The organism is Lentiprolixibacter aurantiacus (assembly GCF_026241225.1).
Lineage (GTDB): Bacteria > Bacteroidota > Bacteroidia > Flavobacteriales > Flavobacteriaceae > Lentiprolixibacter > Lentiprolixibacter aurantiacus.
Map to the genome: position 1 here is coordinate 157066 of NZ_JAPFQP010000001.1, position 13415 is coordinate 170480.

The following is a 13415-nucleotide window of genomic DNA, read 5'->3' on the forward strand; positions in this document are numbered from 1 at the left end:
GAAAACAGTTCTAATTCATTAATGAAAATTAATTCTTTTTATACAATATATAAATATTTATTTATGTGTTTAAGGTGGTTAACGACCTTGATCAATGTTACACATACCAATAACAAAACTATAAATATCTGTTTTTTAATTACTTAGTGTTGTAAAATCAGATCCCCAAGAAAAGGCTTTGATGATTTTCATTCCTTTGAATAAGCACACCTGAGGTAATTTCGAGGTTGGTAGTTATTGAAAAATCAGAAGAATTTATCAGCTTGTACAGGCCAAAATGAAAAAAATGATCCTCCTGTCCCTGGCTTTTGAGTCCGGATTTAATTCAAAAGTAACCTTTGACCGGGGATTTATAAAGAACAAGGGATGTTCACCCAAGTAATTTTTAATAGACAACAAGTAAAGGGTATCCCCTCTTTTAACTGATCTTGAATTCATCTATTAAAAAATCTTATTTTTCGACACTAAACAAAACGAATGGCTTCTGGATTTTTTGCAGTATTGGATGATATCGCGGCACTTATGGACGACGTAGCCACGATGAGCAAGGTGGCAACCAAAAAAACCGCTGGTATTCTGGGAGATGACCTGGCTGTTAATGCGGAAAAGGCCACCGGCTTTGTGGCAAGCAGGGAATTGCCGGTGCTTTGGGCTATTATTAAGGGTTCTTTCCTGAATAAACTGATCATCCTGCCCATTGCTTTCCTGCTAAGCGCTTACGTCCCGGCGGCAATTACCATAATTCTCATCCTGGGTGGCGTATACCTGGCTTATGAGGGTGCGGAAAAGATCATCGGTTTTTTGGTCGGGCACAAGAAAGAAGATGCCAAAAGCACTACCGTATCCACTCCACAAAACCAAACACCTGAATTGGAAAAAAAGAAGATACGGGAAGCCATAATTACGGATTTCATCCTCTCGGTTGAAATTGTGATCATTGCACTGGGCACGGTGGTGGAACAGCCCCTGAAGATACAGATAGGGGTGGTTTCCGTAGTGGCCCTGCTGGCCACGGTAGGGGTTTATGGCATTGTAGCCCTTATTGTACGCATGGACGATTACGGCATCAGGCTTATCAACTGGCAGGATGGGGACGACGGGCTGTCAGATAAAATAGGGCGGTTTCTGGTGAATGCCCTGCCATGGGTAATCAAGGGGCTTTCTGTTATTGGCACCCTGGCCCTGTTGCTGGTTTCAGGAGGTATATTCAACCATAATGTGGAGTTTGTGCACCACCTTCTCCCGGATTTACCTGTGCTCCTTAAAGATTTTATTCTGGGGCTGCTGGTAGGAATGGCAGCTGTCTTACTGCTAACGGCAATCAAAAAACTATTTCAGAAGAGCCAGTAGTTGTTAGCCGGGATATATTTTATCCCCATCAATTAAGCTTAAATGCCGATGTAGACACCGGTTATCACTGCTATTATTGCAATAACAAAACACAAAAACAAGGGCTTCCATACAAACTTCACCCATTTGTCGTAGGATATCCCAGCTACCGCAATAATGGCCATCAGGGCGCCATTAGTGGGGACAAGCATGTCCATATTTACAGCTCCATACTGGTAACTCAACACACAAACCTGCCGGGATACCCCTACCAGGTCTGACAGTGGGATCAGCACCGGCATGGTCATCAGGGCCTGTGCAGAATAGCTCATTATGGGGAAGTGCAGGAGCGCCTGGCTTCCCATCATGCCCAGGGCCGACATACCCGGAGGAAGGTTTTCCATAGGGGTGAATGCCGCATGGATTACCGTATCCATGATCTGGCCTTTCTCCAGGAGTAAAGGTATACTGCTGGCCAGTCCCAGGATCACTACCGCATAGGTCATCTCTTTCATGCCTTCCACATACAACATCCCTGTACGCCCAATTCCCAAACGGGCCAGAAGACCGGTTAGAATTCCGAGAACAAAGAAGCAGGCCGATATTTCGTTAAACCCCCAGTCCATCAAAAGCAGCCCATAAGTAACTATGCTAAAGGTCACCGCTACCAAAAAAAGGATCAAGCCATTGCGGGCCGACATTTTTTCGTCAGTATCTGTCATGGGCTGTTTCTCAATTGTATTGGCCCTGGCATAACGCCAGAGGAAAAAGACATAGGCAACCAGTGCCACCAGCAGGAAAACAAGACGAAACTCCATGCCGGAGAGCAACGGCAATTCTGCTTCCTGTTGTGCGAGTACCACGGAGAATGGGTTCATGGGACTAAATGCTGCTCCCACTACCCCCGCGCCGAAGCTCATCCCAATCGCCACAAAGGCATTGTAGCCCAAAGAGCGGCTGAATGCAATCAGCAGCGGAGTCAGGGCTATAAATTCTTCCTGCATCCCAATGGTAGCCCCTCCGGTAGCAAATACAATGGATACCAGGACAAGTGCCACCCAGTCCCGGCCCTTGAGTCGGTCTACCACCCATTGCAACCCCTGTCCCATAGCTCCTGTTTTTTCAATGATAAAAAAGCACCCCCCCAGCAGAAAAATGAGTACGATGAGATCGGCCCTGCTAACCATTCCTTCCGGGGCCGCAAGTATAAGATCCAGTATATCCAGGGATTCTGCCTCTATCTGTTTGTAGGAACCATTGACCACAGTGGTCCTTCCGCTATCCGGATCGGTAAGTCGCGAGTAGCTCCCTTTGGGGATTATAAATGTTGCCCCCCAGGTTAGGAAGATAATCCCTAGCATAAGGGTGAAGGCATTAGGTAGTTTTTTCATAAAGGGATAAGAGTGATTGGTTACTTGAAGAAGAATAGTTTGATTGGCTAGCCTAAAAATAGAAAAACTCCTGACACTTTAGGTAGCTATTTCTAGTATCCGAACAACTGCAAGACGCCAACACCAGATTAGTGCAAACAGAAGTCAGTTTGATTCAATACCATTGTGCCAAGAAAAATTACGCTGCTTATGAAGTGGTTTGTAAACTAAAAATTCCAAGCAGAAAAAACACAAAAATCAGGATAAAGGACAGGTAAAACTGATAATACAGCTTCCCTATTTTCCCTGATTCCTGAAGAGTAGTCTCCCTGTAGAGGGGAAGGTACTGGAAGATTTTACCCTTAATATAAAACCCGTATTTAAACAGGCTAACCTCTTTCCCCTTAGATTTCAGATACTTAACTATGGAAACGCTGACCCACAAATTATACCAAAGGCAAACAAGCGTTAATATTCCAAATAATATTGAGGTTTCCATTTAAGTTTTGAGAATAATAACATGCAGGGTATGCATCATACCCCTCCTATAAAGATAAGCAGAAATTATATCTTGTACTAAATACTCTTAGATACAAACTTTGACAAATTTTACCGGAGATGTAACTATATCCCACATAAGACGTCTCCTAAGAAACAACCAACCTTATGAAAAACATACTCTTTACCCTTTTCCTGGGTATAGTCGCTATTCAGGCCCAGGAGGCAGATCACCTGTCCATGACTCTGAAATTCCAGGATTCCACACTCCTTATTGATGCCAGATATGAGTCATCTTCCATAGGAGACAGCGACTCAGCTTATTTCCTGCTTAATCCTGGGTATGAATTGGATACCATTGTTTCAAAAGGCCTAAAATCCTACACAGTCACACAAAAAAAGGGTTCACCCCTTCCTTTTTACCATTTGGAATTCGATAAGGAAGTTGCTGGCCAGAAAACACTGCTCGTGGATTTCAGATACCAAATCAACCTTAGCGAGCAAAATCATATGAAATCCAACTGGATTGAGTTGAATGCCGACAAACTCTGGTTTCCCAACCGAAATAATCTCAATAACGAATTGACCTATGAGGTATCCATCAGTAATTTTCCGGAATCCTATCACCTCATTACCCATAGCGATGCAGTTATAACCAAATGGGATAATCAGATAACCATCAGCAAAACCGATCCCTGGTATGAAGTGATGATCCTGGCGGGGGACTCGATGAAAGAATGGGAGTTCGATGACAATATTACCGTGATTGGGAGCACTGATATTGACGAATCTACCTTCCGGTCGATCGGCCTTAAAGTAAAACACAGCATTGATATACTAAATGCATATTTCGGTAAGTCAGATCCCATTAATGACTTCAAGGTTGTGTTACGGAACAGCAGCAGGTCGGAACTGGGGCTGGGTTATCAATTTAACCGCCGTGATTTAATCGTTACCGGGGTCGATTTCGATTCCTACGGCAACCTTTCGCATGAAATAGCTCATTTCTGGTGGAACAAAGCCGATTTTATTAAAGAACCCTGGATGAACGAGTCCTTTGCAAACTGGGGGATGTACCAGGTACTCAGGAAGTACGACAAGGAAGAGTACGAAAAGGTCATTGCCAGTGATATTGAAATTGGCGAAACTGCCATGCCGGTTGCAGATGCCAGCCTGTTTGCTCCTGATGCCTATGGTTCATACTACTGCAAAGGAACTGTATTGTTACTGCGTCTTGAGGAAAAAATTGGTGCCGATGCAATGCAAAAGCTGTTATCTGATTGTGTGGAAAAGAATATTAACAGTACCGAAGGCTTTCTCTCAGAACTCGAGCTTCTGACCGGTAAGGAGGTGCGCTCCTATTTTGAAAATTTATTGAAAAGCTAGTATGGAAATCAGACCCTGCACACCAAAAGATGTAGAAAACAACAGTAACAATATTGAAGACAAATTAATTCCGTATATACTTGTTTTTCATGTAATTGGAACTTTCTACGCGACCCTTGACCTTAAAGCAATTCAATCATGAAAATTCTAATAAAGAAAAAATCCGTCTTATTTATGTTCCTGCTTTTTATTGGAGGGACGGGGTTAACTGCACAATCAAACACAAAAATCAATACAGAAAACCTGGAAAAGTTAATCCAGTTTAGTAAGGAAACCTATACCGATGAGATAATGCTTGTTCACCATGGCAAGGTTATCAGTAACTGGAAAAATTCGGAATGTGAGTCCATTCATTTTAATACGGCGTCAATGGTGAAGTCATGGACCGGGCTTGTTGTGGGCATCCTGATTGACAAAGGATTTATTGAAAGTGAAGATGAGGCCGTATGCAAATATATTCCGGAATGGGAGGCCGGTTGTCAGAATCAGGTAACCATAAAAAACCTGCTGACCATGTCATCAGGTTTGAGGAAACGAAGGGGAGCAGAAGGCATATTAGCTAAAGACACCATTAAAGATTACATAATGAATTTAAGATTAGACACCTCACCAAATGAAGGGTTTCAATATTCAAACGAATCCGTTCAGCTGCTGGGGTCGATAATCGAAAATGTTACCGGAAAGTCTGCCAGTAAGGTATTCCGGGAATATTTATTTAGGCCTCTCGGAATGGATTCAACAAGTTTGTACAAAGCTGCCAGCGGTGAGGATGTAGTTTATGGCGGAGCCCGCACTACAGTTGATGATGCTGTAAAAATAGGTTTGCTCATGCTTAATGGAGGCAGGTATAACAACAAACAAATTATATCGGAAGAGTGGGTTAAGAAATCGACCACCCCTTCTGAAAAAGCACCCTATTACGGGTATCTGTGGTGGCTGGATAATAACTCGGAAGATAAAAATTATGCCGCAACAGGAGATCTCGGTAAATTAACCATCGTCTTTCCCGATCTCAACCTCGTCTTTGTAAGGCGGCAGTCCTGTAATCAGGATATCAGCGGCAACATGCCCTGGATGGGGCCTGATTACCTAAAATTGATTGCCAGTGTTTTAAAACCATAGCCATTTGGTGTTATATTAGTCTGTATTGTTAGGATAAAATTTTTATAACCATGAAATTTCGTATCCTTATTTTAATCATATGCATCAGTTTATCAAACGCGGTTGTGAGCCAGGTAGATACCACTATCTCCAGGGAACAGTGGATTGAGGATCTGGAGTTTTTGGAAAATACCCTTAACAAAAAACATAAAAACGTAAATCACAGGATTTCAAAGGAGGAACTGGCTTCCAAGTTTTCTGCATTAAAAAGTAATCTGGACGATCTTAATTCCAGGCAAAAACTGATTGAAATCATAAAGCTAACGTCATCTATAGGTGATGGACATACCAGCATCAGATCTTTTGATATTTTCAACTACCTGCCCATACATGTAAAATGGTTCGGGAAGGACCTCAGGGTCATCTATGCAAAAAACTCCCTCTCAGATATTGTCGGGTTTAAGATTGTGGCAATGGGTAAATACAAGGTTTCCGAAGTGCAGGAAAGAATTAACGTAATGACACCGCAGGCAGAGAATAGGTACATGCTTATACAATGGGGGCAACAATGGATGCGAAATGCAGACGTCCTCAAGCACCTGGGTATTTCCGATTCGAATTCCGGGATTGACCTTTTACTGGAAAATACTGAAGGAGCACTGGTAAAAAAACACATCCCTGCCATGATAACCGATGCCCTTAAAAAAGAAAAATGGATAGGGGTATATGAGCCACAGCCACTTTATATGCAAAACCCAGGCTTTGCTCTAAGTTCGGTAATCTTGGACGATGCCTTGTATTTAAACTTCAGGTCCTATCCTTCAAAAAAGGAAATAAAAAGTCTTAGCGATGAACTGATAAATACCTTATCCAATCAAAAAAACCTTTCCAAACTGATTGTCGATTTTCGTGTTAATGGAGGTGGCGATTTTAATATCGGCCGATTTCTGATCGAAAAACTAAAAAAGAGTTCTTCACTGGACAACGCAAAGGTTTATGTTATAACCGGCAGAAGGACCTATTCTGCGGCCATGGTAAATGCCCTTGATTTTAAAAAGGAATTAGGGGCGCTTATCATTGGCGAACCCCCTATGCAAAGACCCAACGGCTATTCGGAAAGCTATCCCTTCACGTTGCCTAACTCCAGGATAAAAGCGACGGTATCCATTGAGAATTACACCTTTCAGGAAGGAGATACGGATGAAGTAATCCTGGACAAGTACTTTATCCCTAATTATGACTTACTGAAATCCGGCAGGGATGAAATATTGGAGTGGATTAGCCTGCAATAAACGAAAAGGCAGATAAGTACTTGCAGAAAGCTGAGTCCGGTATGCAGTTTACCTCTTTTATGTGGAACAATCTTCATCGCTATTCTGACCAAAGAGAACGTTCAATACAACTGAATTTCCTGGATCCTGTAACATTCCGTGGAAGATCACCTCTTTATATCCGTACAACCAAAACATTTCAAAAAATGATTAAACCAACCATTTTGATCATAACCATGCTTTTCACTTTCCTGGCATGTGGCGAAGATCAATCCAAAGAATCTGCTTTAACAGAAAACGAACCGGTAACCCAAACGGATGGGGTTCCCAAAATAAAAGTCCTGAATTTCGGCACCTTCCATTTTGGCTATACTACCGATGCCACCAAGATGGAATTCGACGAACACGATGATTCGAACCTCAAAGCAGCTCATGAAGTAGCGGCAAAACTGGCCGAGTTTAAACCTACCGTACTAATTGTAGAGCATATTCCAGAACGAAATGAGAGATTACAGGCCGATTATGAGGCCTACCTGCAAAACCCGGATACGGTATACGCAAATACAGGAGAAGTGCGTATGCTTGCTTACGAATTAGGTCGACTTGCAGGAACCAAGCGAATCTACGGTATTGACCATAAAATGGGTTATAACTACATGATTGGGCAAACCATTGAAGAAAACCATATCGATTCAGTTACACATGATGCTTTTTATGAAGATCCTTCAGCCTATTTTCCTTCTGTTGGTGTGAACATGGACTCCCTGAATTTATTTGACAAACTAAAACTTATGAATGAGGATAGGTTCCTGGATTTTCTGATTACTGTTAATTCCGATGCGCTAACCTATGTAGGAAGCGAAGAAGGCTTTGAAGGAGCCGATGAGGCGGCCAAATACTACCAGCGCAACCTGAGGATGTTTTCCAACCTCAACAGGATTAAATTCAATAAAGATGACCGGGTTTTTATACTAATGGGAGGCAGTCATACCGCATTTTTCAGGGACTTTATCAGCAGGAGTCCTACCTACGAAATGGTAAACACCTTTGATTATTTGAAATAAAACTGGTCTTGGTAAGTTCCAAGTTCCCTTCCAATTCTCATAATCCATAGAGAGCAGCAGTGAAGCAATTCGAGCCTGAAACAGTGTATCGCCTGTCATAAAATTAAAATGCAACATATTAAAATAAGTGCCGTCTTTCAAAGCGAATGTCTAAGGCGTTTGCACCATTTCAACTATTAAATATACAACTGGATATATGATAAAGCCATATTTTTTACTTGTTCCATTACTAATTCTGTCCTCATGTAGAAAATCGAAAGATGTAGATGACACAGCGCTATTACTTCTTAATGCAAGAATAATCAATGTACTTGATGGTAGCATTTCAGATAATCAATCAATTCTTATTCAGGATGGTAAAATAGAATCCATTGGTGCCTATAAGGACTTAAAAGGGTTTGCCGTAAAGCAAAATCATGTAGATATAGAAAACCGATTTGTTATTCCAGGTTTATGGGATTCTCACGTTCATATTGATCAGTTGTCCGATGATTTCAACCATTCTAAGCAAATGTTAAGTCTCTATACCCTAAATGGAATAACCTCTATTAGGGAAATGGGAGGTGATTGGACTAGAATCAAAAAGTTGAAGCAGGTTGCTTCGGAATCCCATTTCTTGCCGACAGTTTTCTCGGCTGGGCCCATTTTTGAAAACAAGGCTTTTGTTGACTGGGTGGTGGAACAGGATAATGATATTGCCTTTGGAAAACAGCGAATAAGTGTATCCAAACCGGAAGAAGTCCCCTCTCTGATCGATTCGGTGATCAATCTCGGAGTAGACTTCATCAAGGTACGTACTGCCGCATCACCGGAGGTGTTTTTTGAAATCGCAAAACAATGTAGAAAGTATGGAGTTAAATTCTGCGGGCATGTTGATGCAAAAATCGATTTATATGAGGCAGTAAACGCTGGAATAAGTTCTTTAGAACACATAGATATTTTTCAGCTTACGGGGATGAATGAATCTAAAATGGACTCCATTGTATCCTTAATGAAATCGATCAACACTTATTATTGCCCAACATTGACCTACTTCAAACAACATAGGATATATGACAAAGAAAAAATTAATGCCTTTTTAGACGATAGCACCTATGCTACCTACCCGCAACGGGCATATGCTTCCAAAAGTCTGTTAGATAAGTCTAAACAAGCTATTGGGTGGGCGCAAGAATCTCAGGTCCCTTGGAAGAAGTTGGAACCCAATTTCCTGAAATTTGCTAAGAAATTAAACGAAAATAATGTATCCGTTCTAGCAGGTACAGATGGAGCCAATGCCCTTGTGCTTCCCGGTTTCAGCCTTCATGAGGAACTAGCGTTATACAGCTCTGAACTTGAAATGGAGAATCTTAGCATATTGCAGTCTGCCACTATTAATCCTGCACGATATTTTGGCTTAGAGAATCTTGGCCTCGTAAAAAAAGGGTTCACTGCTGATCTGGTTGTTCTAGATAAAAATCCATTAAAAGCCATTGATCATATGCAGAGCATTTATGCTGTAGTAAAAACCGGAAACCTAATTAATCAAAAAGAAATAAAAGAGCGCCTGATAAGTATTCAAGAATACAATAGACATGAGTAATACTGGACCAGAATTGATATTAACACCTGCATTAAAATCAATCTGTTTAATTACACTCATAAGCAGAACTCCTGTATTTTTTATGGGTATTAATACCGCTGGGTTTAGTAATTTATAAAAGCCATATGACCCGTTTTAAGGTGGTTAAGAGGCTTGTTTTTATTCCTTATCTTGGTTAGCAGTAGTTAAATCAAGATCATATGGTTGAACAAGCCTTTCAAAAACTTAAACAAGAGATTCAGTTACAGGCTAAAAACGGCATAGAATTTATACTTGCGGCTGGAATCTTGTGGCTGTTTATATCGTACCTGTGGACCCTTGAATATTCTGCTTATAATAAAAGTATTTTCACATTCATTGTTGGTGCATTCCTTCTTCCCCTGGCCTTCGGATTATCAAAAGCACTAAAGACCAACTGGAAAATAAAAGACAATCCCTTACAACCCCTGGGACTCTGGCTTAATTTCGCCCAGTTGATCTATTTCCCCTTTCTCATTTTTATCCTGATAAAATATCCTGACTATTTCATCATGACCTACGCCATTATTACGGGTGCACATCTGTTTCCTTATACCTGGTTTTATGATGAAATGGGTTATGCAGCCGCAGCCATTCTTATTTCGGTGGGTTCTATGCTGATTGCACTAAATTCGGGTCCAGAAAGTATGTGGCATGTTCCTTTGTTCACAGCAATATTGCTTTTCTTACTGGCTTTCTGGATTTATGTACGTTGGAAAAACAAAAACCTTAAATCATGAGAGTTCTATTCCAATTACTCCTGGGAATTTTTCTTCTGATTGGCTGTTCAGAATCAAAAAATACGGTTGATAGCGAAATTGAAGCGATTGAAAATGGATTGACCAGAGCCTTCATTCGCTCCACTGAAACTCTTGAAAAATACTCCATTTACGAAAGGATGGAGCACTACAAAATTCCCGGTCTGAGCATTGCGGTAGTTATCGATGGTGAATTGCGCTGGGCCAAAGGATATGGAACTGCGAACAGTAATACGGGAAGCACAGTTGATAAGAACACCTTATTCCAGGCTGCCTCAATCAGCAAACCCCTGAGCGCCCTGGCTGTATTAAAATTAGCTGAAGCGAAGAAAATTCACCTGGATTCGAATGTCAATAAATACCTCTTTTCATGGAAATTAGACGAAAATGAACTTACTGAAGAAAAAGTGCCATCTCTCAGAAGGATACTCTCCCATAATGCAGGGATTTCAGTCCATGGCTTTGCTGGGTATACCAATTCTGAGGAACTACCTTCCCTGGAAGAGGTATTGAACGGTGAAGGAAATTCCCCCAAAATATTGGTTAACAACATACCCGGAGAACACGCTATTTATTCCGGGGGAGGCTATACCGTAGTTCAAAAATTAATTGAAGACTTGGAGGGCAAACCTTTTGACCTATATATGAAAGAAACCGTCCTGGAACCCCTTAGCATGTTCAGTAGCACCTATGAGCAACCTTTGCCATCGGAATATCACCCACAGGCGAGTGCCGCTTATGACAAAGAAGGAAAAATAATTGAGGGACTTTGGCATAATTATCCGGAAAAGGCAGCCGCAGGGCTCTGGACAACACCCTCGGACCTTTCTATGTATTTGATTGAGATCATGAAAATCCGGAATGGCAAAGAGAATGGGTTTTTAAGTAAAAAAACAGTAGATGAAATGCTCAGGATTCAGGGGGGCGGATATCACGGTCTTGGACCCGAGGTATACGAATTATATGACACAGATGGAACATTAGAATTTGGACACCTGGGTAAAAATGCAGGCTTTACCAATGATATGCTGGCAGGAGCTGATACTCAGAATGCCATAGTTATCATGACCAATGCCGATAATGGAGGATATATCATGTCAGAGATTCAGCGTGCAGTATGCAATTATTACGACATAAATCTGGGGGTTCCGGAAACGCAGATCGTAGAGGCTACAACAGTTTCAGAAGAATACCTTGATAAATTAACCGGACGGTATGAATTTGTTGTTCCGGATACCGGAGAAAAATTAGGGCAATTTATGGACCTGAGTACTAAAGACGGAAAACTCGTCATCCTGCATGAAAGTTCTGGAGATGTCCATACTCTTGAAGCACTTGTTGGAGACAAATTCCTGGACTTTGGCTCAGGCTTGCTTATCGAATTCAAACCTTCAGATCCCATAAAGGAATTTATTATAGAAGATTGGGAAGCCAGATTGATAAAACTAAACCAATAGACTTTTCTCCCCAGTTAAATGAAAATCATTTTCATTGTCAACAATAAAGACAACCGCCTGGCAAAGTTGCTTCCCAAACTGGATCAATACAGCCGGAAAGTATTCCAGGGTGAGGTACAGTTCCTTTTTACAGAACGGAAAAAACACGCGATCGAACTGGCTCGGCAGGCTACCGAAAATGAATGCGATTACCTGATTGCCGTTGGGGGAGATGGCACCCTGCATGAAGTGATCAATGGGGTGATGCGATCCGAAATCCCCTCTACTGAATACCCAACAATAGGCCTTCTTCCCTATGGGTCTGCCAATGATTTTGCCCGGACTGCTGGTATATGCAAGTCTACTGAAGAACTGTTCGAACTCATTCAATCCAACAGTACCCAAAAAATAGACCTGGGAAAGCTCGAGTTACAGGAGACTCGTGAAACCCGCTATTTCATAAACATTGTTGGAGTCGGCCTCGGACCGGAGGTGGTCCGGAACATGGAGCAGTCTTCAGGAGTGTTAGGCCCCGGCTTCCAGTATTTCTGGCATATCATCAAGGGCTTTCTCCGTTACAGGAAGAAACAACTGAGTTGCAGCAGCGATTCCTGGCAATGGCAGGGTAAATTACTTCAAATGGCCATTGCCAACGGACGCTTCTTCGGGAGGGCCATATGCATCGCCCCGGATGCCCAACTGGCAGATGGCAAATTGCAGGTGGCTATTTTTGGAAATTTGAGCATCTGGGACTACCTAAAAAACCTGGGCAAATTGAAAAAAGGGATTAAGATCAGTCATCCTCAGGTGTTCTATCAGCAGACCTCGGAAGTCCTGATAGAAAGTGAGGAAGCCTGCGGTATAGAAGCCGATGGAGAATATGTAGGCATTGCCCCGGCTACGATAAGTGTATTGCCCGAAGCTCTAAATTTTTTAAAATCTTCCGGCAAGCTCTAAGGGTTTATATCAATCCGATCATTAATTCGGCAAAACACATTAATTATTACTATAGTTTCCATAAAAGAAATTAATACAATAATACCCCCCCCCTCATACGTTTAGTAACAATCAAATCTTTTAAACTTTTGTTATGAGAAAATCAAATCTTTTGAGTGTTTTTGCACTCGCATTTACCATGATTTTTTTCGTTGCCTGCAGCAATGACGATGATACTTTTGCCAGGGTAACTGTTAATGGAACAGCGTTAACCACTAGCCCATCTGACTTTGTTGTTGGAGACCGCTCTGATTTTAACGGTGACATCGATGCAAGTTTCACTGGCAACGGAGGAACTGCCATTAGAATGTTCAGCTGGAACAACAACCTGAGCACTGCAGATTACAATGCTGATATTACGGTTGGTTCAGAAGGGAGCTTCCAGATAATCGTAGAGGATTCTGAAGGCGTAGTGGTTTTAGACAGTACCATTGAGGGCGGTATTGAACCGGATACGATAGGAGGCGTTACTTCACAGGGAGCTCCAGGTATATGGACGGTAACCATACGGGTTACTAATTTTAATGGTGATGGAAGCTTTTCACTCAGTGAAGGCAACTAAACTAAATTTACCTAATCTTAGAAACCCCGGCGCAATAAGTGTCG

11 protein-coding genes are annotated in these 13415 nt (G+C 41.8%); 10 read left to right on the forward strand and 1 reads right to left on the reverse strand.

Annotated features, from left to right (window positions below; all coding sequences use genetic code 11):
* The first annotated feature begins 477 nt into the window (after window positions 1–477).
* Complete coding sequence (locus tag OO016_RS00660) at window positions 478–1350, forward strand: DUF808 domain-containing protein (RefSeq protein ID WP_266010091.1); 873 nt, start codon at window positions 478–480, stop codon at window positions 1348–1350.
* A gap of 38 nt (window positions 1351–1388) precedes the next feature.
* Here the strand turns inward: OO016_RS00660 and OO016_RS00665 are convergent, their stop codons facing one another.
* On the reverse strand, window positions 1389–2720 hold the full coding sequence (locus OO016_RS00665; RefSeq protein WP_266010092.1) for a YfcC family protein: 1332 nt from the start codon (window positions 2718–2720) through the stop codon (window positions 1389–1391).
* Between the two features lie 645 nt (window positions 2721–3365).
* Between OO016_RS00665 and OO016_RS00670 the strand changes: the two genes are divergently transcribed.
* The 9 genes from OO016_RS00670 to OO016_RS00710 all read left to right on the forward strand — a co-directional run bounded on the left by OO016_RS00670 (window position 3366) and on the right by OO016_RS00710 (window position 13371).
* Complete coding sequence (locus OO016_RS00670) at window positions 3366–4583, forward strand: gluzincin family metallopeptidase (protein WP_266010093.1); 1218 nt, start codon at window positions 3366–3368, stop codon at window positions 4581–4583.
* A gap of 138 nt (window positions 4584–4721) precedes the next feature.
* Entirely contained in the window at window positions 4722–5705 is a 984-nt protein-coding gene (locus tag OO016_RS00675) for a serine hydrolase domain-containing protein (RefSeq protein ID WP_266010094.1), read from the forward strand.
* Between the two features lie 50 nt (window positions 5706–5755).
* The gene (locus OO016_RS00680) at window positions 5756–6976 is read left to right on the forward strand and encodes a S41 family peptidase (protein ID WP_266010096.1); all 1221 of its coding nucleotides are present in this window, start codon (window positions 5756–5758) and stop codon (window positions 6974–6976) included.
* Between the two features lie 185 nt (window positions 6977–7161).
* Window positions 7162–8019, forward strand: a complete 858-nt coding sequence (locus OO016_RS00685; protein WP_266010098.1) for a DUF5694 domain-containing protein — start codon at window positions 7162–7164, stop codon at window positions 8017–8019.
* A 196-nt stretch (window positions 8020–8215) separates the two neighbouring features.
* A complete protein-coding gene (locus OO016_RS00690) occupies window positions 8216–9601 on the forward strand; it encodes an amidohydrolase family protein (RefSeq protein ID WP_266010099.1) in 1386 nt (461 codons plus the stop codon).
* A 200-nt stretch (window positions 9602–9801) separates the two neighbouring features.
* Window positions 9802–10359, forward strand: coding sequence for a DUF7010 family protein (locus OO016_RS00695; RefSeq protein ID WP_266010100.1), 558 nt, complete (start codon window positions 9802–9804; stop codon window positions 10357–10359).
* The gene (locus OO016_RS00700) at window positions 10356–11834 is read left to right on the forward strand and encodes a serine hydrolase (RefSeq protein ID WP_266010101.1); all 1479 of its coding nucleotides are present in this window, start codon (window positions 10356–10358) and stop codon (window positions 11832–11834) included. The genes OO016_RS00695 and OO016_RS00700 overlap by 4 nt, the downstream gene beginning before the upstream one ends.
* Before the next feature lie 18 nt (window positions 11835–11852).
* Window positions 11853–12770 carry a diacylglycerol/lipid kinase family protein gene (locus OO016_RS00705; RefSeq protein WP_266010102.1) on the forward strand — a complete coding sequence of 306 codons (918 nt, stop codon included), beginning with the start codon at window positions 11853–11855 and terminating at the stop codon, window positions 12768–12770.
* Between the two features lie 133 nt (window positions 12771–12903).
* A complete protein-coding gene (locus OO016_RS00710) occupies window positions 12904–13371 on the forward strand; it encodes a hypothetical protein (protein ID WP_266010103.1) in 468 nt (155 codons plus the stop codon).
* The last annotated feature ends 44 nt before the right edge of the window (window positions 13372–13415 follow it).